Origin of the sequence: Kitasatospora sp. NPDC051853 (assembly GCF_044452665.1) — a bacterium.
GTDB lineage: Bacteria > Actinomycetota > Actinomycetes > Streptomycetales > Streptomycetaceae > Kitasatospora.
Genome location: NZ_JBITBY010000004.1, coordinates 632,816 through 657,277 on the forward strand (window position 1 = coordinate 632,816; position 24,462 = coordinate 657,277).

Here is a 24,462-nt window from a genome sequence, read left to right on the forward strand (position 1 = left end):
TCCCGCGGGACGAACCCGGCCACCGAGCGCGCCGCGGTGGGTACGCGGCAGACGCCTGGTGGTACGGCTCCGGACGGCCGTCCGCCGGGCGCCCCGGATGCGGCGGGTCCGCCGGGAGACGCACCGGAGGGTCGCCCCCACCCAGAAGTGGCGGCGCAGGTGGACCCCGGGCACCTGGGCCTGGCTGCTGGCCGTCCTCGGCTCGGTGCTCTTCGCCGGCTGGCTGGCGATGGCGGTCCACGTGATCGTCGACGGCGAACCCGGTTTCGTGGAGCGGACCTGCCGCAGCACCGGCCAGTCCTGCGGCGCGGTGATCAGCTTCTCCACCCCGTTCCTGGCGCTCTCGTTCAGCACCCTGGTCTTCCTCGCGGTGCGGCGCTGGCGGATCGTCCGCCCGGTGCGCCGCACCGCCAAGCGCACGCCCCGCGACCTGGTGCCCACCGCCGGGTCGGTGATGGAGGAGGTGGTGGGCCGTCAGGAGCTCTGCTCGGTGATCGCCCAGGCCCTGCGGGACCGCCGCAGCCGCCGCCCGTACATCCTGGTCGGCGGGGTGGGCAGCGGGAAGACGGCGGTGCTGGTGCAGCTCACCCAGCTGCTGGCGGAGAAGGGCGCGGTGCCCGTCCCGGTGCACCTGCGCGGGGCCGACCTGGACCGGGACGACTTCAACTTCGGCGAGCTGGCCAAGCGGCGGTTCTGCGACGAGGTGGACCCGGGGGTGCTCTCCCGGGCGCAGGCCGAGCGGGTCTGGCGGCAGATCTGCATGGACGACAAGGCCGTGGTCATCGCGGACGGCCTGGAGGAGGCGTTCATCGAGGGGGAGGAGCAGTGGAACCGGGACAGCGTGATCCGCCGCGCCATCCGGCGGGCCGAGAAGCAGCGGCTGCCGCTGGTGATCGCCTCCCGTCCGCACGCCGCGCTGGAGGGCACCCAGGCGGCGGTCATCGAGCTCGAACCGCTCAGCGAGGAGGCCGCCCTGCTCTACCTGGAGCAGAACGACCCGGGGGTGGACCGCCGCCGGCTGGACTGGATCGTGGAGACCGCGGGCGTGGCGGAGTCCCCGCTCTACCTGCAGATCGCCCGCCAGCTGAGGAACCATCAACTCCTGGAGCACTTCGAGAACGCCAAGGAGTGGGACCAGATCGAGACCCGGGGCAGCGACCGGGCCGGGATCCGGGTCAGTCTGCTGGAGTCCTGGTCCAAGGCGCTGGTCGAGGGGCACCTGCGGGCCCAGTTCGACATCACGGAGGAGGAGCGTCGGGACACCGTCGCGGTGATCTCGGCCCTGGCCTGCGTCGGACTGCTCTCGGACCGCCTGGAGGTCCGCTTCGACGAGCTCGACGTGCCCGGCCGCCCCGCACCGGCGGGCACCCCGGGCCGTCCCGAACCGCCCGGTGCCCCGGGCGGCCCCGTCCTGGCGGCCCTGCGCGAGCGCGTCCCGGGCCTGCCGGAGGACGGCGAGCAGGGCTGCTGGTCCACCCGGCTGGCCCGGTACGCGGCCCAGGGCGAGCAGCTCGGCCTGGTCGAGGCCCACAGCAGCAAGGTCCGGTTCCCGCACAGCCTGCTGCAGGCCTTCCTGGGCTCGCACCTGCTCGACGCCGTCCAGCGGTCCGCCCCGGCCGCCCTCACCAAGGCGCTGGAGGAGCCCGGGCGGGAGCTGCTGATCGCCCTGATCATGCGCTCGCGGTTCCGCTCGGCGGGCACCGCGCAGGCCCCTACCGTCCGGCTGCTGCTGGACGCGGCGAGGAACCGTCAGGACGACAAGGCGCTGGACCTCTACGCCGCCGCGCTGGAGATCGACAGCGGCCGGAGGGACGACTCGGCGCACGAGGAGATCGCCGCGACGGTGCTGGGGCGCTGGCCGGAGATCACCGCCGGGGACCGCCGGGCCCGGGAGGAGGCCAAGCTGCGGCTGGTGCACCGCTTCGGCGAGGCGCTGCGCCGGATCGACCGGGAGCGCCGCCCCCGTCCCGAGGAGTGGGTGCTGCCGGCCTACGGGCAGTTCATGCGGATCAGCTGGATCGAACCCGGCTACCCCGTCCGGCTGGCCATCGCCCAGGAGATCGGCGCGGGCGGCGACTGCGCCTTCGACGCGCTGCGGGAGCTGTTCCCCTGGCCCACCGAGAGGGACGACCCGAAGGCCGCCGAGTACGACCCCTGGGAGCAGTACCGCAAGGCGGTGGCCGAGCGCGAGCACCGGGCCGGGAGCGAGCGCGAGCAGCGGATCGCCCACCCCGAGGAGGCGGTGCCGGCCCTGGCCCCGGAGACCGGCCGCACGGAGACCGGCCGCACCGAGCTCTGGCGGCAGTTCGTCACCCGGGCCTGGCTGGTGCCGATGATCGTGGGTTCGGTCGGCAGCGACCGGCGCGCCCAGGCGCTGGAGCGGATGGACCTCTGGCTGGAGCACCTGACCCCGAACGCCTCCACCGGGCGGGCCGACCTGCCGGTCTCCCTGGAGATCGCCCTGGCCCAGGGCTTCAAGAGCGCGGCCAACCGCCGCCGACGGCACCCCGCGATCTCCGGCGCGGCCCGGGAGCACCTGATCGAGCGGGCCGAGTTCATGCTCGCGCACGCCCGGTACTGGTACTCCCAGCTGACCTTGATCCACGCCCTCTGCCTCTGGGAGCTGCCGGACAGCACCGACGACGGCCCGGCCGGCTCCGGCGCACCGGCCGGCGGCGGCCGCGGCGGCGGGGACCCGTTCCAGGCGGTGGAGCGCTGGCTCACCCTGGCCGGCAGCGAGCAGGCCCCCGCCGACCGGCCCGCCGACGAGCTGACGCCCGAGGGGCTGCGCAGGCTGCACCCCTTCGTCGCCGAGGCCGGGGACCTGGCGGCGCTGGCACTGGAGACCGGGCACCCCGAGCGCTTCGTCTGGATCGACGAGAAGGGAGCCACCGTCAACATCGGCTCCAGCGCCGCCGATCCCGCCCTCTACCGCAAGCACAACCTCTGGGTCCCGCCCTCGGTGGGCTGGAGCACCCTGCACCCGCGCGCCCAGCAACTGCTCGCCGACGTCCTGCTGCTGCTCAACCTCACCGAGCGGGACGGGCTGCTCGCCGACGAGCGGCTGGCCCGCACCAACCGCACCACCCTGCCGCCGTGCCTGACCACGGACCGCCGCCCGCTGCGGCCCGAGCTCACCGTGGGCATGCCCGGCACCACCGAGCCCGGCACCGAGTGCCTGCGCGACTGCCGCTTCGAGCTCTGCCCGTACCCGGCCAAGGGCGAACAGCCCGGGGCCGAGCTGCGCGAACCCTTCTGCCGCCAGCAGCAGGCCCTGCTGCGCAGCGGCCCGCTGCACCGCCGGACGGCACCCTGGCAGGGCATGGCCCGGCGCGAACTCGACCGCTTCTGGGCGGCCATGGCCGAACGGACCCGGACCCCGAAGGTCTGAGGGCCCGTCAGTCCGGGGCGTGCCGCCGCTGCCAGAACGGGCGGTCCGGCCAGCGGCGCTCCTGGGCGTAGACGGCGTGCCGGTTGCGCCGGTAGGCGGCCCGCAGGGCGTCGGTGTTCTGCTGATGGGCGGTCAGGGCGGCGCCGTCCCCGGCCAGGTGGGCGTGGAGCGCCCGGCCGGCCGAGGCTCCGGTGTGCAGGGCGGTGAGCACGCCCTGGGCGGAGACCGGGTCGAAGGCGGTGGCCGCGTCGCCGACCGCCAGCCAGTCCGGGCCGAGCGGGACGTCCAGCTGCGCGGAGTGGGCCGGGGCCCGGCGCGGGAGGGCGTCCCCGGGCGGCGCCGGGTGGGCGGCGGCCAGCCGGGCGGTGTGGGTGGTGCGGTCGAGCAGGCGGCGGAAGGCGGCCGGGCCGGTCGGCCCGGCCAGGTCGGCGTCGGTGAAGTAGCTGAGCAGCCGTCGGCCGCCGGGCATCGGCGCGGTGTACCACCAGCCGTCCGGGGCGGCCTCCACCAGTGAACCGCCGTCCGTCACCCCGCCCGGCGGCGGCTCCAGCTCCAGCCGTACGGCGACCAGCCGGTCGGTCCGCCGCCGGGCGACCCGCAGCCGGGCGGCCACCGTCCGGCGCCGTCCGGCCGCGTCCACCAGCCAGCGGCAGTGCACCCGGCGGACGGTGCCGCCGCCGTGCAGGGTGACGGTCCAGCCGCCCTCCGGCCGCCGGGCCACCGCCCGGACGGTGGTGCGCTCGGCCACCGCCGCCCCGGCCCGGCCGGCGGCCGTGCGCAGGGCGGCGTCGAAGCGGGCCCGGTCCAGGTGCCAGCCGGGGCCGCGCGGGTCCCGGATGAAGTCGGTGCACCCGAGTGCGGGCGAACCCCAGGCCGACCGGTGGGCGTAGCAGGGCAGGTGGCCCTCGGCGAGCGGAAGTCCGCCCGCGCCGAGGTCGGCCAGCAGCACCCGGGCCACCGAGGGCAGCGACTCGCCGGGCTTGGCCGGGCCGCTCCCGGCGTCCGCCAGCAGCACCGAGCGCCCGGCCCCGGCCAGGGCGAGCGCGGTGGCGGCCCCGGCCGGGCCGCCGCCGGCCACCAGGACGTCGTACCGGTCGTGCCGGAGGTCCATCAGAGGTCGTCGCGGTAGGGGGAGACCTTGTCGATGAAGCCGGCCGTGACCTCGGCCTCGGTGTACCCGCTGGCGGCGATCGCCTCGGCGACGGCGTCCCGGGCCACCGTGACGTCGGCCGCCCGGGGCACGTGCAGGGTCACCAGGTTGTCGGTGTGGCCGACCCCGGTCAGGTCGATCCCCGGGACGGACTCCACCTGCATCACGGCGGCGAAGTCGGCCGCGCCGTCCCGGACTTCGACGATGCCGAGCCGGTACCAGTCGCCCACCATCTGGTTGAGCTGCCCCGGGTTGGTGCCCTTGAGGCCGCGCAGCCAGACCGAGCGCCGCTCGAAGGCGGCGGTCCGCTCGGCGAGCGGCCGGGTGGTGTCCACCACCACCCGGTAGTCCTCCTCGGCCAGCACGTGGTTGGGCACCCGGGCGGGCCAGAAGGTGGGCAGGTAGGGGTCGTTGCGCGGGTCGAGGGCGAGCTCGTACCCGGAGCGGCAGCTCGCGGTGTCGGTCTGCCAGGGCACGGCCATCCACCGGGTGAGGTCACCGGGCCCCTGGGCGTGCAGCGGACCGTCCGGGCCGAGCGCCCGCTGGGGGGTGAGCACCGGCCCGTAGTCGGGCTCGGGCTCGCCGGAGGGGCGGTGCCGGATCCGGAACGGGGCCCGGTACATCGTCAGGTGGCGGATCGGCCAGGTCACCTCGCAGCCGGGGTGGAAGGCGTCGGCCAGGCAGAAGTCCAGCGCCGCCCGGTCGAGCGCGGCGGGCCGCTCGGCGAGCGGGAGCCCGTCCAGCTCGTGCACGGGCGGGACGGTGCCCCAGTCGTCCTCGAAGGTGCCGTCGGCCCAGAGCCGGCAGAGCTCCATCTGGGTGGGGGAGAGCGCCAGGTGCTGGAGCGGGGTGCGCGGCGGGATCGCCATGCCGTCCCCGTAGAGCCAGGGCCAGGGCACCGGGGAGGCGCCGTCCCGGGTGTAGTCGCGCAGGGCGTTGAACACCTGGCGGCGCAGCGCCTTGCGGCCGGGAGCGGTGGAGCTGAGGCGCGCCATGCCCTCGGGCGTGCTGAAATCGGCCAGCCCCTGAGCGCCGTAGAAGCCGGCGAAGCCGTTGTTCACCCACTGGTGGTCGGCCAGCCGCAGCAGCAGCGGGGCGATGTGGCGGGTGAACGAAACCCGGTCGGGGAAGGGGAGTTGGCCGTCCTGGACGAAGGCGTCGAAGAGCAGGTCGTAGAGCGTGCGGATGCCCTTGACCGCCGGGGCGTAGTTCGGCGGGGCGACCACCACCCAGGCCGGGTCCACCGGCACCGCCCGGCCGGCGATCCGCACCTCCGCGGTGACCGGGCCGTCGGCGGTGTCGTCGTGCCAGCCCTCGTTGTTGGCGAAGGTGGTGACGGGGCGTCCGTCGTTCGAGGCGGAGTTGCCGAAGCCGCCGAAGACCAGCAGGCGGCCCTCGGGGTCGGTGCGCAGCTCGCCGAGGTAGACCTGCTTGCCGAAGAACGTGCCGTCGGCGAAGTGGTAGGCGGGGCCGGAGACTTCGCACCCCGAGATGCGTACCGGCCCCGGGGTGATGGCCAGGTCCGCGCGGCGCGGGTCGGTGACGTCGGCGTTGCGCAGGAGGGAGGGCTTGGCGTGGGCGGCGTCCGGAACGTCCAGGGCCAGCTGGAACTGGTACCAGGCGGCCTTGAGGTTGGCCAGCTCCACCTGCCAGCTGATCTCGGCCTGCTCCGGCGTCAGTTCGGCCACCACCCGGCCCTCGGCGTCGTACCCGTAGATCCGGAACCGGGCCACCTCCCGCTTCACCGCCCCGGCCGGGTCCTTGTAGAACCCCGGCTCGGCGGGACGGGGGTCGGGCACCTCGGGCCCGAGGTAGTACTCCTCGGGGGAGTTGCCCACCCGGGCAACCCCGATAGCGGGATGGATCGCGGCACGTACGACCTGGTCGAGCATGAGCGCCTCCGGGCGGGGGGAGGGCGGACCGCCAACGGTTCGCCTACGCACGGAGGATAGGGGCCGACCGCCGCGCCACGGCCCCGCCCGGCCGGTGCTCGCACGGACGAGTGAATCCGTAGCCGCCCCGGCGCACTGCCGTGGTGCGGCAGGATGGCGGCATGGACGAGAACGAGAACGGGTGGGTGGCCGTCCCCTTCGAGGAGCCGGTCACGTCGGCCCGGGTGCAGCGGTGGCTCGCGCATTGACTGCGTGACCGGGGGATCGACTGGATGCCCTTCGCGGCGGAGGACATCCGGATCGACCTGATGCGCTGCCGCGAACCGGACGGGCGGGTGTCCTGCCGTTCGGCCCTGTCCGTCCGGGCCGACGCGCTGCGCCGCCTCGGACTCCACCCCGACCAGCCCACCTCCGCCGCCGCCGACCCGCTGCCGCCCGCCTGGTGGGGGCCCTGGGGGTGTTGACCCGCCGTCAGGGCCGCTGCCGGGCCAGTTCCGCGTTGGCCCGGGCGGCGACCAGGGTGAGGACGCGGCCGGCCGCCGCCAGGTCCTCGGCCGGGATGCCGCCCCAGACGCGGGCCGAGATCGCGGCCGACTCGGCCGAGGCGGTGTCGTACAGCGTGCGACCGGCCGGGGTGAGGTGCAGCGGGCCGTCCTCCGACGGGTCCGGCGCCAGCAGTCCGGCGGAGGTCAACTCGCCGATGACAGCTGCCACTTCGGCCGGGGTGGCCTTCAGTGAGCCGGTCACCTCGGCGGTGAGGTGCTCGCGGGTGACGCTGCCGCCCGCCACGGCGGCCACCCGCAGGGTGACGCTCTGCTGGAAGGTGGCGCCGTGCCGCTCCAGCACGCCCTCCAGGACGGCGCGGGCGGCGTAGTGCGCGAGGGCCAGCATGCGGGCGTCGGCGACGGGAGTGGTGGAGGGGGTGGCGACGGGAGTGGTGGCGGTGTCGGTCATGACGGCTCCTTCTCGGTCTGCGGTTCGAGCGGTACGTCCAGCAGCAGGGCCAGTTCGCGGGTGAACTCCCGGGCGCGCGGGCCGCCCTGGCCCCCGAGCGGCGCCAACAGCTGCTCCAGCAGCTCCTGGACCACCCGGATCGCCCGCCCGGTCACCTCCCGGCCCGGCCCGGTGAGCGCCAGCCGCATCGCCCGCGGGTCCGCCGGGTCCCTGCTCCGGTCGAGCAGCCCGGCGTCCTCCAGGGCCCGGGCCAGCTTGGAGACGTACAGCGCCTCCAGCCCGGTGTGGTCGGCGAGCTGACGCTGGTTCGGCTGCCGCCCGTCCCGGTCCATCGCGTACAGCGAGGCCATCACCGCGTACTGGGCGTGCGTCAGCCCCAGTGGTGCGACCGCGCGGTCCACCGCCGTGCGCCACTTCGTCGACAGGCGCCACACCAGGAACCCGGCGGTGGCCTTCTCGTGTGCTGCTGAGCTCATGGCCAATACGGTACATGGCTACTATGTCCATGGCTACTGTTTTCCAGGGAGGCCTAATCCGGTTGCCCCGCGCTCCGCCGGGACGGTAGAACGCCGAGCATGTTGCGTGGAGAGCGGATCGGCCTGCGGGCCCGGATCGAGTCCGACGTGCCGGTGCTGCACGAGGAGCTGTACAACGACGTGGTCACCCGGTCGAAGGCGGACACCCGGCCGTGGCAGCCGACGCCGGCCGCCAACTCGGTGTTCTCGGTGGGGGAGTCCTCCGAGGGGCACGCCCCCTTCACCGTGGTCGGCCTGGAGAGCGGTGAGGTGCTCGGCGAGGCCATCGTCTGGGGGATCGACCAGCACAACCGGCTCGCCCACCTCGGGCTGGCCGTGCTGCCGGCCCACCGGGGCAAGGGGTACGGGGCCGAGGCGGTCGGGGTGATGTGCCACTACGGCTTCCGGGTCCGGGGCTTCCAGCGGCTCCAGGTGGAGACCCTGGCCGACAACCACGGCATGATCGCCGCCGCCGAGCGCAACGGCTTCGTCCGCGAGGGCCTGCTGCGCCGCAACGCCTGGGTGGACGGCGGCTTCCACGACGAGCTGGTGCTCGGCCTGCTCGCCGACGAGTGGCGCCCCTGATGCCGCACCCCGCCGTGGTCCGGGCCGGGGTCGAGATCGTCCCGCTCTGCGACGCGGTCGGCCCGATGGGCCATCAGATCGCCCGCCCGCTGGACGAACTCTTCGGCGGCCCGGACCACCCGGTCTGGCAGCGGCACGACCGGACCGCACCGTGGACCCTGCACTTCCACAGCTACCTGCTGCGCACCCCCGGCGGCCGCACCGTCCTGGTCGACACCTGCCTCGGCGGCGAGGACTCCCCGGCCGCGAGCTGGGCCCCCGTCCCCGGGCGGCTGGCCGCCGAACTGGCCGCCGCCGGCACCCGGCCGGAGGAGGTGGACACCGTGGTCCTGACCCACCTGCACAGCGACCACGCCAGCGGCAGCCTGGCGGCCGACGGCACCACCCCGGCCTTCCCGAACGCCCGCTACCTGGTCCAGCAACGGGAGGTGGACTGGCTGCGCGCCACCGGCTCGCCGATGCTGGCCGCCGTGGTCGACCCGCTCACCGCCGGCGGCTGCCTGGACGCTGTCCCCGGCCCGCTCCGGCTCACCCCCGAACTGGCCCTCCTCCCCACCCCGGGCCACACCCCCGGCCACCAGAGCCTCGCCGTGGGCGAGCGCCAACTCGTCGTCGCCGGCGACGTGGTGCTCCACCCCGTCCAGCTCACCGACCCCGCCGCCGGCTACCTCTACGACGAGGACCAGCCCGCCGCCACCGCCACCCGCACCCGCCTGCTGGCCGAACTCGCCGAGGCGGACGGCCTGTTGGCCACCGCCCACTTCGCCGACCCGTTCAGCCGGGTCCGGTGAGCACCCGGAGGGCGGGGCCCGGGCCCACCGCGGCGCGCGGGCCGGGCCGGGGCGGACGGCCGTCCGGCAGGACGGGGCACTGACCGGCCGTCAGGCGCGGCCGCGAGCGGTGGCGGCTTCGCGCGCCCGTTCGGCCGGGGAGTCCCTCCCTGGCTGAGCCGGGCGCGGGCATCGTAAGGTGGCGAGGACGTGGTGGCGGGCACCACGGCGTGGCGTCGCGCGCGGGCGGCAGTTGGGGACGGGTGACCTGCGGTGGCGGACCTGACGACGGGCAGCCTGTGGCCGGGCGGAGCGGCCGCGCAGGCCGACGGCTTCTCGACCGGCTGGACCGGCACCATCCCGGCCGTCAAGGTCACCGGACCCGCGATGGCCACCGCCCCGGCCGCCCCGAAACCCGCCACGCAGACCGTCGGTGACGGCGCCCGGGGCCGCATCCTGGTGATCGAGGGCGGCTACGGCACCGCCGGCCGCCGCTCCTGGGGGCGCGGCGCCGGCTCCCACGCCCAGGTGCTCTCCGCCATGCTGGCCGCCGTCGCCCCGCAGACCCTGCTCGCCGCCGAGTCCGTGGACGCCATCCACCTCCCCGGCGCGACCGACCCGCAGAGCGTGCTGGCCCACCTGCGCGCCGCCGCCCTGCACCCCGGCCCGCTCCTCATCCACCTCGGCGGCCACCTGGTCACCGACCGCCGGGGCGAGCACCTCTACCTGACGCTCCGTGACTCCAAGCCCGCCACCGTCCGCCAGGACGGCCTGCCCTGGCAGGCCCTGGCCGCCGAACTCCAGCACCGGGGCGACCTCCCCACCCTGGTGATCGCCGACCTCAGCGCCGACCAGGCCGCCTGGCCGCTGGTGCAGAGCGCGATCTCCCCGCTGGCCGACGGCATCCCGCTCTGGGCCGTGGTCAGCCCGGACCCGGAGCAGATCGGCACCTTCTCCCGCGCCCTGATCGAGGTGCTGCACCGCGGCCGCCCCGGCGGCCCGGCCCTGCTGCCGCCCGAACTCCTGCGCGAGCAGGTCCACTCGGTGGTCCGGCACGACTCGATCATCCTGCACTCGCACCCCACCGAGCGGCCGTTCTTCCGCAACACCTCCCGCCAGATCGGCGAGGCCGTCCCCACCTACCAGGACCTGCCCCGCCCCGCCGCGGTCCTCCCCAAGCCGCCCACCCGCCGCCCCGCCGCCCGGCCCGCCGCCCCGCCGCGCGTGCCGCTCGCCAAGACCCTCCCCGGCGAGGGCGTCTCCCTCCTCAAGCCGGGCGTCCCGCCGACCCCGCGCCGGGTCGGCCCGCCGGTCTCGCTGCGCAAGGGCGGCCCGCTGACGGACACCCGGCCCGCCGCCCCCGTCACGCCTGCCGCTCCCGCCGCCGACCGCCCGGTGGTCTCCCTCTACAAGCCGGCCGCCCCCGTGCCCGCCCCCGCCCCCGCTCCTGCCGTTCCCACCGCGGACTACCGGGAGGCGATCGGCCGGATCGTCCGCAGCGCCGAGGCCGGTGAGCACGACACCGCCGCCGAACTCGCCCTCGACCTGGAGCGCACCACCCTCGCCCTGCACGGCCCCAACGCCCCCGAGAGCCTCCAGCTCCGCCAGGTCCGGGCCCACATCGCCCGCCTCGCCGGCCGCCCCGCCGAGGCCGCCGAGCTCTACCGCGAGGTGGCCCTGGTCCTGCTGCGCGAACGCGGCCCCGAGGACCCCGAGACCCAGCAGATCGCCACCAACGCCGAGGCCTGCTGGCGCGCCGTCACCGACCGCGCCGAAGCCATCCGGATGGCCCCCGAGATCATCGAGCTCCGCGCCCACCTCCCCGGCCCCGACGGCCGCAAACTCCGCGCCGCCGAACGCTACTTGAAGCAGCTCGCCGCCACCGGCTGAGAGGGCGTCAGCCGGAGAGGCCGCGGTCCGGGAGGCTCATGTCGCCGGTCCGCGGGACGCCGTCGGCGAGGCCGTAGCGGAGCAGGACGGTGCCCTTGGAGCCGACGGCCGGGGGTTCGAGGAGGGTGAGGTTGCTCGGCACCGTGCCGTCGCCGAAGACCTTCTTGCCGACGCCGAGGACGATCGGGTGCACCCAGAGGTCCAGCCGGTCGAAGAGCCTCTCGCGCAGCAGGCTCTGGACGAGGTCCAGGCTCCCGACCACCTTGATGTGCTCGTGCCGCTCGCGGACCTCGCGGACGGCCGCGGCCAGGTCCGGCCCGAGCCGCACCGACCCCGCCCAGGGCAGGTCCGGGGTGCCGCGGGAGGCGACGTACTTCGGGACGCGGTTGAAGAGCGCGGCGATCTCGTCGTCCTGGCCGCTCTCCTGGTGCGGCCAGTACGCGGCGAAGATGTCGTACGTCCGCCGGCCGAGCAGCAGCGCGTCGGTGTCCCGGTACGCGGCCATGATCTGCGCCCCGGTCGCCTCGTCCAGCAACGGCGCCTGCCAGCCGCCGAACGGAAACCCGACGGGGTCCTCCTCCGGCCCGCCGGGCGCCTGCCCGACCAGGTCGAGGGTCGCGAACATCTCGATCTCGATGAGGCCCATGGATCCACCATATGACCCAGGTCACACCGGGGGCGCCCTAGAACGTGATGCCGGGGGCGCGGGGCTCTGCTGATCTGCGGCTCCGCCGCGTGGGCGCGCAGGGGAACGGCAGCACCTGCAACTGGCTGACGTGCCCTCAGTTGCAGGTGAGCCGCCTTCCGACTCGCGCAGTTCCTCGCGCCCCTGGGGCCTTCGGCCCCGAGGTGCTGCCCTACCGGGCGCCTGCCCTCAGCGCGCGCCGCCGTTGACGTAGAGGGTCTGGCCGCTGACGTAGGCGGCGTCCTCGCTGGCGAGGAAGGCGACGACGGCGGCGACCTCCTCGGGGAGGCCGACGCGGCGGAGGGGGGTGCGTTCGGCGGCGAGGGCCTGGTGCTCCTCGGCGGTGGCGCCGACGCGTTCGGCGGTGGCGGCGGTCATGGAGGTGGCGATGTAGCCGGGGGCGACGGCGTTGACGTTGACGTTGAAGGGGCCGAGTTCGATGGCCAGGGTGGCGGTGAGGCCCTGGATGCCGGCCTTGGCGGCGGCGTAGTTGGCCTGGCCGCGGTTGCCGAGGGCGGAGCGCGAGCTGAGCGAGACGATCTTGCCGTACTTCTGCTTGCACATGTAGGCCTGCGCCACGTGGCTGCAGTTGTAGGCGCTGGTCAGGTTGACCGTCAGGACGGCGTCCCAGTCGCTCTTCGGCATCTTGAAGAAGAGGTTGTCCCGGGTGATCCCGGCGTTGTTGACCAGGATGTGCAGCGCGCCCAACTCCTCGACCACGGTGGCGAACACGCGCTCGACCGCGTCGTAGTCGGCCACGTCGCAGCCGTAGGCGCGCGCGGTGCCGCCCTTGGCGGTGATGGCGTCCACGGTGCCCTGGGCCCGCTCGGCGGTGAGGTCGAGGACGGCGACGGTGGCGCCCTCCTCGGCCAGCCGGAGGGCGGTGGCGGCACCGATGCCCTGGGCGGCCCCGGTGACGACGGCGATCTTTCCGGTGAAACGACTCATGATGACTCCTCAGACCTTCCGGACCTTGCTCAGACCTGCTCGACCAGTACGGCGCTGCCCTGCCCGACCCCGACGCACATGGTGGCCAGGCCCCGCCGGCTGCCGGTGCGCCGCATCCGGTGCAGCAGGGTGGTGAGGATGCGGGCGCCGGAGCTGCCCAGCGGGTGGCCGAGTGCGATGGCGCCGCCGGTCGGGTTGACCAGCTCCGGGTCGATGCCCAACTCCCGGACGCTGGCGAGCGCCTGGGCCGCGAAGGCCTCGTTGAACTCGGCCTCCTGGACGTCCTCCAGCCGCCAGCCGGTGCGGGCCAGCACCTTGCGGGTGGCGGGGACGGGGCCGATGCCCATCACGTCGGGGTGGACCCCGGCGGAGGCGCCGGCGACGTAGCGGCCGAGCGGCTCCAGGCCGAGGTCGGCGAGGGCCTCCTCGCTGACCAGGAGCAGCCCGGAGGCGCCGTCGTTCATCGGGGAGGCGTTGCCCGCGGTGACGGTGCCGCCGGGGCGGAAGACCGGCTTGAGGGCGGCCAGCCGCTCCAGGGTGGTGTCCTCGCGGATGGACTCGTCCTGGGTGACCGTCACGCCGTCGGCGCGCAGGACGGGCAGCAGCTCGGCGTCGAACAGGCCGTCCTTGCGGGCGGCGGCGGCCCGCTGGTGGCTGCGCAGGGCGAAGGCGTCCTGGTCCTCGCGGGAGACGCCGTACCGCTGCGCCACCTCCTCGGCGGTCTCGCCCATCGAGAGCACGCCGTGCAGCTCGTGCATCTTCGGGTTGGTGAGCCGCCAGCCGAGCCGGGTGTCGAAGGTCTCCATCCGGTGCGGGAGGGCCTCGTCGGGGCGGGGCAGCACGAAGGGGGCGCGGCTCATCGACTCGCAGCCGCCGGCCAGCACCACCTCGGCCTCGCCGGAGCCGATGGCCCGGGCGGCGTTGGTGACGGCCTCCATGCCGGAGGCGCAGAGCCGGTTGACGGTGGCGCCGGGGACGGTGTCGGGCAGGCCGGCCAGCAGGACGGCCATCCGGGCGTTGTTGCGGTTGTCCTCGCCGGCCTGGTTGGCGGCGCCCCAGTAGACGTCGTCGATCCGGGCGGGGTCCAACTGCGGTACCTCGTCGAGCAGTCCGCGCAGCACCAGGGCCGAGAGGTCGTCCGGCCGGACGGTGGAGAGCGCGCCGCGCAGCCGCCCGATCGGGGTGCGGCGGGCGGCTGCGAAGTAGACGGGACGCACGGTGGGGCTCCTCAACTACTCAGGGGGAGGGTGGGTTTCAGGGGGTGTCAGAAGGCGTTGACGCCGGTGAGCGCACGCCCGATGAGCAACTTCTGGATCTGGCTGGTGCCCTCGTAGAGGGTCATCACCCGGGCGTCGCGCAGGTACTTGCCGACCGGGTACTCGTCGATGAAGCCGTAACCGCCGAACACCTGGAGGGCGTTGTTGGCGGCCTTGACGGCGGCCTCACTGGCGAAGAGCTTGGCGGTGGAGGACTCGGTGGCGAACGGCAGGCCCCGGTCGATCAGGTCGGCCACCCGCCAGGTGAGCAGCCGGGCCGCCTCCAGCTCCACCGAGATGTCGGCCAGCATCTCCTGCACCAACTGGTAGGAGGCGATGGGCTTCCCGAACTGCTCGCGCTCGGTGGCGTAGCGGACGGCGGCGTCCAGGCAGGCCCGGGCGATGCCGACGCAGCCGGCCGCCACCGACATCCGGCCCTTGGCCAGGGCGGCCATCGCGACGGTGAAGCCCTTGCCCTCCGGGCCGAGCCGGGCCGAGTCCGGCACCCGGACGGCGTCGAAGGTCAGCTCGGCGGTGGCCTGGCCGCGCAGGCCCAACTTGCCGTGGATCTCCCGGCGTTGGAAGCCGGGGGTGTCGGTGGGCACCAGGAAGGCGGTGATGCCCCGGTGGCCCGCCCCGCCGGTGCGGGCGAAGACCAGGGCGACGTCGGCCCAGGTGCCGTTGGTGATGAAGGTCTTGGCGCCGGTGATCAGCCAGTGGTCGCCGTCCCGGACGGCCTTGGTGCTGAGGTTGGCGGCGTCGGACCCGGTGCCGGGCTCGGTGAGGGCGAAGCAGGCGAGCGCCTCGCCGGAGGTGAGCCGGGGCAGCCAGTGGCGCTTCTGCTCCTCGGTGCCGAAGCCGTTGACCGACTTGGCGACCAAACCGAGCGAGACCGAGACGATCCCGCGCACCGAGGAGTCGCCCCGGCCGAGCTCCTCCAGCACCAGGCAGTACGCCAGGTGGTCGCCGCCGCTGCCGCCGTACTCCTCGGGGATGGTCAGGCCGAGGAAGCCGACCTTGCCCAGCTTGCCGATGACCGCCCGGTCGACCGACTCTGCGCGGTCCCAGTCGGCGGCGTGCGGGACGATCTCGCGGTCGGTGAACTCGGCGGCGAGCTCGCGGACGGCGGCCTGCTCCTCGGAGAGCTCCAGGTTCATGGCGGTCCTCGGCGGTCGGCTACGCGGGTGGGAGGTGGTCAAAACTAGCGGTGCAAGTTTTAATCGACTGTAGCCCGGCCCCGCAAGGGTGGGAAGACCCCGCCTGGAAGACTGGGAGCACCGCCACCCGACCGGAGGAAGCAGCCATGGCCCGCCCGCGCACACCCCTGCTCAGCCGCGAGCGGATCGTCGGGGCCGCGCTCGCCCTGGTCGACGCCGAGGGGCTGGCCGCGCTCTCCACCCGGCGCCTGGCCACCGAGCTCTCGGTCAGCGGCCCGTCGCTCTACAACCACTTCGCCACCAAGGACGAGCTGCTGGACGCGGTGGTGGACGGCGTGATGGGCGAGGTCGACTTGTCGATGTTCCGGGAGCCGGCCGACTGGCGCACGGCGCTGCGCGACTGGGCCCGCTCCTACCGGGCGGCGCTGGCCGCCCACCCCAACGTGGTGCCGGTGCTGGCCCAGGGCCCCGGCCGGCGGCCGAACGCGCTGCGCCTGGCCGACGCCGTCTTCGGCTGCCTGGTCGAGGCCGGGTGGCCGCGCGGTCAGGCCACCCGGATCGGCGCGCTGATGCGCTACTTCATCACCGGTTCGGCGCTCGGCTCCTTCGCCGGCGGCTTCCCCGAGGACGCCGCCCTCTACGGCGAGGAGTACCCCCACCTCGGCGAGGCCCACAAGCTGGCCGAGCACCGCCGCCGGATCGACGAGGGCGCCTTCGAGACCGGCCTGGAGGCCCTGCTCGACGGCCTGGAGCTGCGCTACGCCCGCACCGTGCAGGGAAGTTGAGTCAGCGGGCGATCGCCGCCCGGACCTCGGACTCCGGGTCGCTGGCGTGGTAGACCCGCTCGGTGGCCTCGATGCCGTCCAGGAACTCCTGGTAGCGGACGGCGTAGCCGAGGTGCACCAGCGGCTCGGCCAGTTCCAGGGCGCGGGCCGGGTCGGAGCCCGGGGCGTGTGCGGTCCAGGCCTCGGTCCACAGGCGGCGGACGGTCTCCCAGCGCTCCTCGCTCAGGAAGTCGCGCGGGCGCAGCCCGTCCACCGCCGGGTGGCCGAGGTAGCTGTCGGAGAAGTCGATCAGGGTGGTGCGCTCGCCGTCGAACCGCCAGTTGCCCGGGTGGAAGTCACCGTGCACCAGTGTCTCGGGCAGTCCGCAGGCGGACAACTCGGCGATGATGGAAGGGAGTTCGGCCAGCAGCCGGTCGGCGGCGGCGCGCTCCTCGGGCGTCAGGCCGGTGAGCCGGGGCAGCAGCTCGGCGAAGGCGGTCAGCAGGGCGCGCGGAGTGCGGTCCGGCAGATCGCCGACCTTGCCCGCCAGAGCGGCCTGGGCCGCGACCAGCTGGGGCACCGCCGCGAGCATGCCGTCCTCCGGCAGGCCCCAGCAGTCCACCCCGGGGGCGTCCCCGAGCAGCAGCCGTCCCGGCTCGGCGGCCAGCACCACCGGGACCGACTCCGGTGCCACCGAGCCGAGGTGACGGATCACCAGGGCCTCGTCCACCGCGAACGGGGGAGTGGTCTTCAGCCAGGCGGAGCCCTCGCCGACCGGCAGCCGGTAGAGCCCGGAGAGGTTCCAGCTCTTCACCTGGACGGCGGGCCCGGTCGCCCCGGCCCGCTCGGCGGCCCAGTCGAGCGCCGCCCGCAGCCCGTCCGGGGTGGCCCAGAGGGCCCGCAGCGGGTCCTCGCCGACCTCCAGCGCGGTGGGCTCCAGCGTGACCGCCGGCCGCGCCAAGGCCTCGACGTGGTAAGCGACTTCACCCCCGACCCCGCCGGTGCCGCCGTGCGCGAGCAGACGCAGCACCAGCACCGGCACGCCGAGCAGCCGCTCGGCGGCCCCGGCCACCTCGCCGGTCTGCTGCCAGCGGGGGTGGGTCACCGGGAACGGCCCCACCTGCCCGAGGGTCTCGCCCTGGTACGTCACCAACACCGTCACGCTGCGCTCTGTCACGCGCGGCAGTCTGGCGAGAGTTGATCACCGAGGCAAGTGCTTTTCGGGCGGGCGGGGCCGGTCAGAAGCGGCGCGGGGCCGGTCGAGGGCGCGGGCCGGTCACTCGTACTCGGTGCCGCCCTTGCGAGTCAGGTAGGCGCCGCTGACCACCTTGGCGACGGCCCGCCCGCCGGTCACCGGGCTGTAGCGCTCGACCAGTGGCCGGACCACCACGCCCTCGCGGATGTGCAGCTCCCGCCCGGAGACGGTCTCCCGCCCTTCGGCCAGCGCCAGCACCGTCTCGGTGTCGAACGGCCCGCGCCACAGCTCGGGCACCAACGGCAGCTCCTTCTCGAGGAGTTCGGCCGCGTCCAGCCAGCGCAGCTGTCCGTCGATCTCGGCCGAGAGGGCGAAGACGGCGTACCCGGGCAGCTCGGTGCGGCCGGACTCCCCGTAGCCGAGGTCCTGCACGCCGGTGCCGAAGACCTCGCCGAAGACGCCGACCCGGGAGGCCCCGAGCCGCTCGGCGAGCCGGGCGGCCACCTCCGGGACGCCGTGCGCCCTGACGGTGCGCCAGTAGAGGTTGGAGCCGTCCTCCTTGAGGGCCAGCCCCTGGGCGCCGATGCCCTTGGAGGAGACCTGGACGGCGCCGGTGCCAGCGTGCAGGGTGAGCAGGCAGCAGGTGCCGTGCAGCTTCTCGGTGACCACCACCTGCTCGCCCGGCTCGAAGACGTCCGGGAAGCGCTTGAGGTTCTCGATGTCCACCCAGGGCAGCAGCTCCGGGGCGGACTCCACGTCGCCGCTCATGCCGACCGGGATCGGCGGCACCCACTTGGTGATGCCGAGGCGCTCGGACAGGTCCGCCCCCTCGGCCTCGGCCTCCGCCAGCTCGGCCTCGGAGATGGCGGCCGGGCGGCAGACGATGCCCTGGGAGAGCTCGCCGCGCAGCCGGACGGCCTTGACCCGGTCGTGGTTGCTCCCGGCGAGGCGTCCGGTCAGGCCGAACTCCTCGATCAGGGCGGCGGGCAGCACGGCCTGCTCCGGGATGTAGACGGCCAGTTCGCCGGTCCGGTAGGCGCCCTTGGCCACCACGGCCCGGTAGAGGCCGACCTGGGCCAGCTCCAAGGCGTCGGCGTTCGGATGGGTCAGGACGGTCAGTCGTTCGACCGTCACGCGCAATGTCGACATGTCGGTACCTCCCCCGTTGAGTGGACGACGCCCACTCTGGCCGGAACGGCATGCCGAGCGCGATCGGTTTTCCGACGACGGGCCGGCTCAGCGGGGCAGGAAGGCCGGCCGCAGGTCCGGGTCCACCGGGTCGTAGTAGCGGTGGTAGACCGGGGTCAGCCCGCCGGAGACCGGGGGGACGATCCAGCTCCAGTCCGCCGGGGTCGGACGGCCCAGCCGCTCCTCCTGGGCGATGTGCCGGAGGAAGCGCTCCGACTCGGTGTGGTGGTCGGCGATGGTGACGCCCGCCTCCTGGAAGGAGTGCAGCACCGCGACGTTCAGCTCCACCAGTGCCCGGTCCCGCCAGAGGGTCCGCTCCGAGGAGGTGTCCAGGCCCAACCGCCGTGCCACCTCCGGGAGTTGGTGGTAGCGGTTGGCGTCGGCCAGGTTGCGGGCGCCGATCTCGGTGCCCATGTACCAGCCGTTGAACGGGGCCGCCGGGTAGCGGATGCCGCCGATCTCCAGCGTCATGTCGCTGATCGCCGGGACGGCGTACCAGCGCAGCCCCAGCTCGGCGAACCAGGCGTGCTCGGGGTGGCTCAGCTCCACCTCCAGCACCGCGTCCTCGGGCACCTCGTACCAGTGCGGGGCCTCGCCGGGGCGCCGGCGGACCATCAGCGGCAGCACCTCGAACCGCTCCTCGCCGCCCTTCCAGCCCGACTCCCGGGCCAGCGCGGTCAGTTCGGCCCCCGCGGGGTCGCCGACCAGGGCGCCCTCCTCGGTGGTGTGCCCGGCGTAGCGGACCAGCTGGTGGTTGACGATCCGCGGCCCGGGACGGCCCGGCCGGTCCGGGGCGAAGACGGTGATCACCGGGCGGATCCGCCCGCCGTTGGTGGCCGCCCGCAGGTGCTCGAAGCACTCGGCGGCCAGGTCGTCGGGGGCGTCCACCTGCCGCCGGTCGCGGACCACCAGGCTGCGCCAGTACAGCCGCCCGATGCAGCGGGCCGAGTTCCGCCAGGCCAGCCGGGCCCCGAAGGCCAGCTCCTCGGCGGTGTGCTCGTACGTGCCGGTCCGTTCGATCTCGGCGAGCACCTGACGGACCCTCGGCGCCGGGTCGCCGCCGCCCGGCCGCTCCCGGTGGAACTGCCGGACGAAGTCCACCGCCTGCCCGGCCAGCGAGTCCTGCCCGGCGAGCGAGTCCGGCGCGGGCACCGGGGCGGCCGGGGGCGGGGCCGCCGACGAGGGCTGCGCCGCCCCCGCGGCGCCGGAGTACGGACAGCCCGGGGCCGGGGCCGCGAGGGCCGTCGCGACGGCGGCCGTGGCGACGGCGGGCCTGCGGGCACGAAGCCGACTGAAGATCAAGGACACCTACCTCCCACGGCCATGGAAGCCCAGGTGCCGGACCGGCCGGGCGGAGTGCGGCAATCCCGCCCGGCCGGTGTGATGACCCGCTAAAGTGCGCGCGCGGAGGCGGCCGCGACCCCTCAGCCCTGCGGGAACGAGAGCGAGAGCCCGAACCGCCCGGCCCGGTCGGTCCACCACTGCGAGAGCTCCAGACCGGCCTCCGCCAGCTCCGCCTCGATGCCCTCGCGGCGGAACTTCGCCGACACCTCGGTGCGCAGCTCCTCGCCCCGCTCGAACCGCACCGTCAGCCCGAGCCCGCCGATCTCCACGCTCTGCGCGATCCGGGAGCGCAGCCGCATCTCGATCCACTCCTCCCGCTCGTCCCAGAGCGCCACGTGCTCGAACAGCGTCGGGTCGAAGTCGGCGTCCAGCTCCCGGTTGACCACCTGCAGCACGTTCTTGTTGAAGGCCGCCGTCACCCCGGCCGCGTCGTCGTAGGCGCGGACCAGCACCTCGCGGTCCTTCACCAGGTCGGTGCCGAGCAGCAGCGCGTCGCCGGGGGCCATCGCCTCGCGCAGCCGCTTCAGGAAGACCCGCCGCTCGGCGGGCAGGAAGTTGCCCAGCGTGCCGCCGAGGAAGACCACCAGGCGGGGGCCGCCGCCGGGCGGCAGGCCGAGCTGCTCGGTGAAGTCGGAGACCACCGCGTGGGTGGTCAGCTCCGGGTAGTCCACGGTCAGCGACTCGGCCGCCGCGGTGAGCGCGCTCTCGCTGACGTCCACCGGCACGTAGGTCCGCAGCGAGCCCAGCTCGCGCAGCGCGTCCAGCAGCAGCCGGGTCTTCTCCGAGGCGCCCGAGCCGAGTTCGACCAGGGTGCGGGCCCCGGTGGCGAGGGCGATCTCGCCGGAGCGGTCGGTCAGGATCTCCCGCTCGGCCCGGGTCGGGTAGTACTCGGGCAGCCGGGTGATGTCCTCGAACAGCTCGCTGCCCCGTGCGTCGTAGAACCACTTCGGCGGCAGCGTCTTCGGACTGGCCGTCAGACCGTGGCGCACGTCGTGGCGTAGCGCGTGGCTGAAGTGGTCGGCGGCGAGCAGGCGGGTCAGCTGGTGGGTCCTCACGGCTGTGCTCCTTCGTGCGGCGTTCGTACGGCTTGGCGTGTCTCAGGGGGGTGAGTCAGACGGCGCGGTCGAGCGGGCGGACGGTGACGCCCTCGGCGGTGGCCAGCAGCAGGGAGCGGTCCGGTACCCGCCGCCACCCCGGAGCGTCGTCGCCGGGCTCGGAGGCGACCAGTACCGAGCCGGGCCCCGAGCGGTGGTGCAGGTCGTCGCCCCAGGCGGTGGCGGCGAGCGAACTGCCGTCGGTGAGCAGCAGGTTGAGCCGGGCGTCGGTGTGCTTGGCCACCTCCCGGACGGTGTCCGCGAGCGCCTCGCCCAGTCCGGCCCCGGCGCGCAGCCGGTTCAGCACCAGGGCCCAGACCAGGGCCGAGTCGGTGCGCGCGGTGAGCGAGAGCAGCTCGGCCGGGGGCAGCAGCGCGGCCAGCCCGCCGAGCCGCTCGGGCCAGCCGGGCAGCACCCCGTTGTGGGCGAACAGCCAGGGCCCGGCGGCGAACGGCGCCGCCGCCTGCTCCCCGGCCGCGCAGCCCTCGGTGGCCGAGCGGACGGCGGCCAGCACCGCCCCCGAGCGGACCACCCGGGCCAGGTCGGCGAAGCCCTCGTCGGCCCAGACCGGCCCGGACCGCCGGTAGCGGGCCGGCACCGGGTCGCCCTCGGCGTACCAGCCGATGCCGAAGCCGTCCACGTTCATCGTCCCGTGCTGCTGGAGCCGGGGTGCCCAGGACTGGCGGTACAGGCCGGACGGCGGGTCGACCACCAGCTCGCGCAGCGCCACCGGTGGGCCCAGGTAGGCCAGTTGACGGCACATCAGCCCTGCTCCGCGTCCCGGGCGGTGCGGAAGCCGGAGAAGATCTGCCGCCGGATCGGGTAGTCCCAGTTCCGGAAGGTGCCCCGGCTGGCCACCGGCGCGGCCGCGAAGCAGCCGCCGCGCAGCACCTTGTACTCCGGCCCGAAGAAGACCTCCGAGTACTCCTCGTACGGCCAGGCCCGGAAGCCCGGGTACGGCCGGAAATCGCTGGCCGTCCACTCCCACACGTCGCCCATCAACTGCCGCACCCCGTAGGGGGACTGCCCCGCCGGGTAGCTGCCGGCCGGGGCGGGCCGCAGGTGGCGCTGGCCCAGGTTGGCCAGCTCGGCGGTCGGGTCCTGGTCGCCCCAGGGGTAGCGGCGGGAGCGGCCGGTGGCCGGGTCGAAGCGGGCCGCCTTCTCCCACTCGGCCTCGGTCGGCAGGCGCCGCCCGGCCCAGCGGGCGTAGGCGTCCGCCTCGTACCAACTGACGTGCAGCACCGGCTCGTCGGCCGGCACCGGCTCGGTGACGCCGAAGCGGCGGCGCAGCCACTCGCCGCCCTCGCGGCGCCAGAACAGCGGCGCGGTCAGCCCCGCCTGCTGCCGGTGCTCCCAGCCCGCCGCGGTCCACCAGCGGGGGTCGTCGTAGCCGCCGTCGGCGATGAAGCGCTGGTAGGCGCCGTTGGTGACCGGGGTGGTGTCCAGGTGGTACGCGGCCAACTCCACCCGGTGGGCCGGGCGTTCGTTGTCCAGCGCCCAGGGCTCGGTGTCGGTGCCCATGGTGAACGGCCCGGCGGGGACCAGGACTTCGGACGGCAGCGGGCCGGTCCGGGTGTCCGGCGGCTCGGGGGCGGTGAGGGCCACCGGGCCGCGGCGGAGCTGGTGGGTGATCAGCATGGTCTCGTCGTGCTGCTGCTCGTGCTGGACGATCATGCCGAAGGCGAAGCCGTCGCGCAGCAGCGGGGAGGGGCCGTCCAGCGGGGTGGCGGCCAGCAGGTCGAGCGCCCGGCCGCGCACCTCGTGGGCGTAGGCGCGGGCCTCGGCGGGCGGCAGCAGCGGCAGCTTGGGGCGCTCGGCGCGGGGGTGCTCGAAGGCGTCGTAGAGCGGGTCGATCTCGGGGTGCATCGGGTCCCGGCCGCCGATGTTGCGCAGCAGCCAGAGCTCCTCCTGGTTGCCGATGTGCGCCAGGTCCCAGACCAGCGGCGACATCAGCGGGGAGTGCTGGGCCGTCAGGTCGTGGTCCTCCAGCGCGGTGAGGCCGGCGGTGCGCTCGCGGGCGGCGAGCAGCTCGGCGGCGATCCGCTCGCGCAGCGCCTCGCCGCCCGCCTCGCGGGCGTCGTCCAGGGTCGGGTCCACGGCTTCGTTCAGCATGCTGCAGCCTCCAGGGCGAGCGGGAGCGCGCCGGAGCGCACGGCGTCGAGTTGGTCGTCGGCGGGGCACCGGCCCCGGGCGGGGTACCGCTCGGCGAAGTCGGCCAGCGCGGTGCGCAGCCGGGCCGCCGGGGCGCCGCGCCGGGCCAGCGACCGGTCGGCCAGCGCGAAGCAGGCCAGCGCGGCCCGTCTCAGCTGAGGGTCGGCCACCGCCAGGGTGGCGGCGCGGTACCAGAGCTCGGTGCGCGGGGGGAGCCGGTCGCGGTAGGCCGGGACGTCCAGCGGCTCCAGGGCCTCGAAGGCGGCGTCGGCGGCGTCCGGGTCGTCCAGCAGCGCGGAGACCAGGGCGAGCGGCACCTGCCAGCCGCCGCCGGGCTGGGCGTCGACCATCCGCAGCTCCAGGTGCCCGCGCGGGCGGACCGGCGGGAAGAGCGTGGTGCGGTGGTACTCCAGGTCGGCCAGGGTGGCCGGGCGCTCGCCCTCGCCGCGCAGCCAGCCGCGGAAGGTGAGGCCGGGCGGGGCGGTCCACGGCAGGCCCTCCGGGCGGCGCACGCAGATCACCTCGGCGTCCAGCACGTACTCGGCCCAGCGCTCGCGCGGGTCGCCGTCGACGGCGGGGGCCAGGGTGCGGGTCGGGTCCATCCGGGACCAGACCAGCTGGCGGGTCGACCGGTGGCCGGTCGAAAGGCCGTCCAGCAGCGGGGAGTTGGCGAAGGCGGCGACCAGGACGGGGCCGAGCAGGTGGAGCAGCTGCCAGCGGCGGGTCTGGGAGAGGGGTCCGTCCTCGGTGCCGGCGTCCACGCAGACCTGGGCGGAGGCGGTGCCGGTCATCATCACCCGGCCCCAGGGATTGGCGCGTTCGAAGTGGCACTCCATGGCCAGGTAACGCGGGTGGTCGAGCCCCATCCGGCGCTCGCGCTCCAGCGGGTCGGTGCCGCTGCCGGTCAGCCGCAGTCCGTGGGCGGCGAAGGTGGTGCGCAGGACGGCCTGGTCGGCCAGCAGGAGGTCGGCGCAGTCCTCGGGGGTGGCGGCGGGCGGGGAGCTGAGCTCGACCTGCCCGCCCGGCTCACGGGTGAGGACGCTGCCGGAGGGGAGCCGCGGACCGTCCGGCCCCTGGTGGACCGGCAGGGCGCCCAGCGCCTCCGCGAGTCTGGAGGGGGCCACCGGTGCGGTGGGGACCAGGGCGTCGTGGACGAACCACTCGGATTCCACCCCGACCAGCGCGGGCGGTCCGATCTTGAAACATATGCCGCTCAGATGGCTCAGTGCGGCGGATTCGCTGAGCGGCTCCGGGGTCTCGACGGCCTGCTGCTCGGGCGCCGACTGCACGGCGGTCAGGCCGGGGCGAAGCGGGGTCACCGGGATCACGTCTCCTAGGGTCGTGCCGCTCCGGGCGAGTGCCCGGGCGTGGAGCTCCTGCCCAGTCTGCTACGGAGCACCTGTTCGCGCCGTTGATTCGACACCCTGTTCCATTCATTGTCACTTCGACCGCAGCACTCCCGGCCACATCGGAACGAACGCGCCAGCACCCGTACGGAACCGGCCAACGGAAAACCGGGAGCCCGCCCGCGGC

21 protein-coding genes are annotated in these 24,462 nt (G+C 74.9%); 6 read left to right on the forward strand and 15 right to left on the reverse strand.

Annotated features, from left to right (window positions below; translation table 11 throughout):
- The first annotated feature begins 97 nt into the window (after positions 1-97).
- Entirely contained in the window at positions 98-3,391 is a 3,294-nt protein-coding gene (locus tag ACIA8O_RS15200) for an NACHT domain-containing protein (RefSeq protein WP_396294216.1), read from the forward strand.
- Positions 3,392-3,398: 7 nt separating this feature from the next.
- Here the strand turns inward: ACIA8O_RS15200 and ACIA8O_RS15205 are convergent, their stop codons facing one another.
- Positions 3,399-4,502 carry an FAD-dependent oxidoreductase gene (locus ACIA8O_RS15205; RefSeq protein ID WP_396294217.1) on the reverse strand — a complete coding sequence of 368 codons (1,104 nt, stop codon included), beginning with the start codon at positions 4,500-4,502 and terminating at the stop codon, positions 3,399-3,401.
- Positions 4,502-6,433: a LodA/GoxA family CTQ-dependent oxidase gene (locus tag ACIA8O_RS15210; RefSeq protein WP_396294218.1), complete on the reverse strand. Its 1,932-nt coding sequence runs from the start codon at positions 6,431-6,433 to the stop codon at positions 4,502-4,504. Before ACIA8O_RS15210 ends, ACIA8O_RS15205 begins: the two co-directional genes overlap by 1 nt.
- A 272-nt stretch (positions 6,434-6,705) precedes the next feature.
- Here ACIA8O_RS15210 and ACIA8O_RS15215 point away from each other — a divergent pair, with 272 nt between their 5' ends.
- Positions 6,706-6,897, forward strand: coding sequence for a hypothetical protein (locus ACIA8O_RS15215; RefSeq protein ID WP_396294219.1), 192 nt, complete (start codon positions 6,706-6,708; stop codon positions 6,895-6,897).
- Positions 6,898-6,904: 7 nt separating this feature from the next.
- Here ACIA8O_RS15215 and ACIA8O_RS15220 read toward each other — a convergent pair whose 3' ends face one another.
- Both ACIA8O_RS15220 and ACIA8O_RS15225 read right to left on the reverse strand, forming a co-directional pair.
- Positions 6,905-7,387, reverse strand: a complete 483-nt coding sequence (locus ACIA8O_RS15220; RefSeq protein ID WP_396294220.1) for a MarR family transcriptional regulator — start codon at positions 7,385-7,387, stop codon at positions 6,905-6,907.
- Positions 7,384-7,863: a MarR family winged helix-turn-helix transcriptional regulator gene (locus ACIA8O_RS15225; protein WP_396294221.1), complete on the reverse strand. Its 480-nt coding sequence runs from the start codon at positions 7,861-7,863 to the stop codon at positions 7,384-7,386. The genes ACIA8O_RS15220 and ACIA8O_RS15225 overlap by 4 nt, the downstream gene beginning before the upstream one ends.
- A gap of 99 nt (positions 7,864-7,962) precedes the next feature.
- Between ACIA8O_RS15225 and ACIA8O_RS15230 the strand changes: the two genes are divergently transcribed.
- The 3 genes from ACIA8O_RS15230 to ACIA8O_RS15240 all read left to right on the forward strand — a co-directional run bounded on the left by ACIA8O_RS15230 (position 7,963) and on the right by ACIA8O_RS15240 (position 11,147).
- Entirely contained in the window at positions 7,963-8,487 is a 525-nt protein-coding gene (locus ACIA8O_RS15230; protein ID WP_396294222.1) for a GNAT family N-acetyltransferase, read from the forward strand.
- On the forward strand, positions 8,487-9,278 hold the full coding sequence (locus tag ACIA8O_RS15235; protein WP_396294223.1) for an MBL fold metallo-hydrolase: 792 nt from the start codon (positions 8,487-8,489) through the stop codon (positions 9,276-9,278). The genes ACIA8O_RS15230 and ACIA8O_RS15235 overlap by 1 nt, the downstream gene beginning before the upstream one ends.
- Before the next feature lie 252 nt (positions 9,279-9,530).
- The gene (locus ACIA8O_RS15240) at positions 9,531-11,147 is read left to right on the forward strand and encodes a hypothetical protein (protein WP_396294224.1); all 1,617 of its coding nucleotides are present in this window, start codon (positions 9,531-9,533) and stop codon (positions 11,145-11,147) included.
- 7 nt (positions 11,148-11,154) lie between these two features.
- On the opposite strand, the gene ACIA8O_RS15245 is transcribed toward ACIA8O_RS15240, so the two are convergent.
- The 4 genes from ACIA8O_RS15245 to ACIA8O_RS15260 all read right to left on the reverse strand — a co-directional run bounded on the left by ACIA8O_RS15245 (position 11,155) and on the right by ACIA8O_RS15260 (position 15,193).
- Positions 11,155-11,793, reverse strand: a complete 639-nt coding sequence (locus ACIA8O_RS15245) for a dihydrofolate reductase family protein (protein WP_396294225.1) — start codon at positions 11,791-11,793, stop codon at positions 11,155-11,157.
- A gap of 228 nt (positions 11,794-12,021) precedes the next feature.
- Positions 12,022-12,780, reverse strand: coding sequence for a 3-oxoacyl-ACP reductase FabG (gene fabG / locus ACIA8O_RS15250; protein ID WP_396294226.1), 759 nt, complete (start codon positions 12,778-12,780; stop codon positions 12,022-12,024).
- A 29-nt stretch (positions 12,781-12,809) separates the two neighbouring features.
- Positions 12,810-13,997, reverse strand: coding sequence for a thiolase family protein (locus tag ACIA8O_RS15255; RefSeq protein ID WP_396294227.1), 1,188 nt, complete (start codon positions 13,995-13,997; stop codon positions 12,810-12,812).
- 47 nt (positions 13,998-14,044) lie between these two features.
- Entirely contained in the window at positions 14,045-15,193 is a 1,149-nt protein-coding gene (locus tag ACIA8O_RS15260; RefSeq protein ID WP_396294228.1) for an acyl-CoA dehydrogenase family protein, read from the reverse strand.
- 146 nt (positions 15,194-15,339) lie between these two features.
- Here ACIA8O_RS15260 and ACIA8O_RS15265 point away from each other — a divergent pair, with 146 nt between their 5' ends.
- Positions 15,340-15,978, forward strand: coding sequence for a TetR/AcrR family transcriptional regulator (locus ACIA8O_RS15265; RefSeq protein WP_396294229.1), 639 nt, complete (start codon positions 15,340-15,342; stop codon positions 15,976-15,978).
- 1 nt (position 15,979) lies between these two features.
- Here ACIA8O_RS15265 and ACIA8O_RS15270 read toward each other — a convergent pair whose 3' ends face one another.
- From ACIA8O_RS15270 to egtA, 7 genes are all read right to left on the reverse strand, one after another.
- Positions 15,980-17,134, reverse strand: a complete 1,155-nt coding sequence (locus tag ACIA8O_RS15270) for a phosphotransferase (protein ID WP_396294230.1) — start codon at positions 17,132-17,134, stop codon at positions 15,980-15,982.
- Positions 17,135-17,233: 99 nt separating this feature from the next.
- Positions 17,234-18,301, reverse strand: a complete 1,068-nt coding sequence (locus ACIA8O_RS15275) for an RNA ligase (ATP) (protein WP_396294231.1) — start codon at positions 18,299-18,301, stop codon at positions 17,234-17,236.
- An 87-nt stretch (positions 18,302-18,388) separates the two neighbouring features.
- The gene (locus ACIA8O_RS15280; protein ID WP_396294265.1) at positions 18,389-19,492 is read right to left on the reverse strand and encodes a nitric oxide synthase oxygenase; all 1,104 of its coding nucleotides are present in this window, start codon (positions 19,490-19,492) and stop codon (positions 18,389-18,391) included.
- A gap of 272 nt (positions 19,493-19,764) precedes the next feature.
- Positions 19,765-20,739 carry an L-histidine N(alpha)-methyltransferase gene (egtD, locus tag ACIA8O_RS15285; protein WP_396294232.1) on the reverse strand — a complete coding sequence of 325 codons (975 nt, stop codon included), beginning with the start codon at positions 20,737-20,739 and terminating at the stop codon, positions 19,765-19,767.
- Positions 20,740-20,794: 55 nt separating this feature from the next.
- Positions 20,795-21,541 carry an ergothioneine biosynthesis protein EgtC gene (gene egtC, locus ACIA8O_RS15290; protein WP_396294233.1) on the reverse strand — a complete coding sequence of 249 codons (747 nt, stop codon included), beginning with the start codon at positions 21,539-21,541 and terminating at the stop codon, positions 20,795-20,797.
- A complete protein-coding gene (egtB, locus tag ACIA8O_RS15295) occupies positions 21,541-22,890 on the reverse strand; it encodes an ergothioneine biosynthesis protein EgtB (protein WP_396294234.1) in 1,350 nt (449 codons plus the stop codon). The genes egtC and egtB overlap by 1 nt, the downstream gene beginning before the upstream one ends.
- Positions 22,884-24,248 carry an ergothioneine biosynthesis glutamate--cysteine ligase EgtA gene (egtA, locus tag ACIA8O_RS15300; RefSeq protein ID WP_396294236.1) on the reverse strand — a complete coding sequence of 455 codons (1,365 nt, stop codon included), beginning with the start codon at positions 24,246-24,248 and terminating at the stop codon, positions 22,884-22,886. The genes egtB and egtA overlap by 7 nt, the downstream gene beginning before the upstream one ends.
- Between the last annotated feature and the right edge of the window lie 214 nt (positions 24,249-24,462).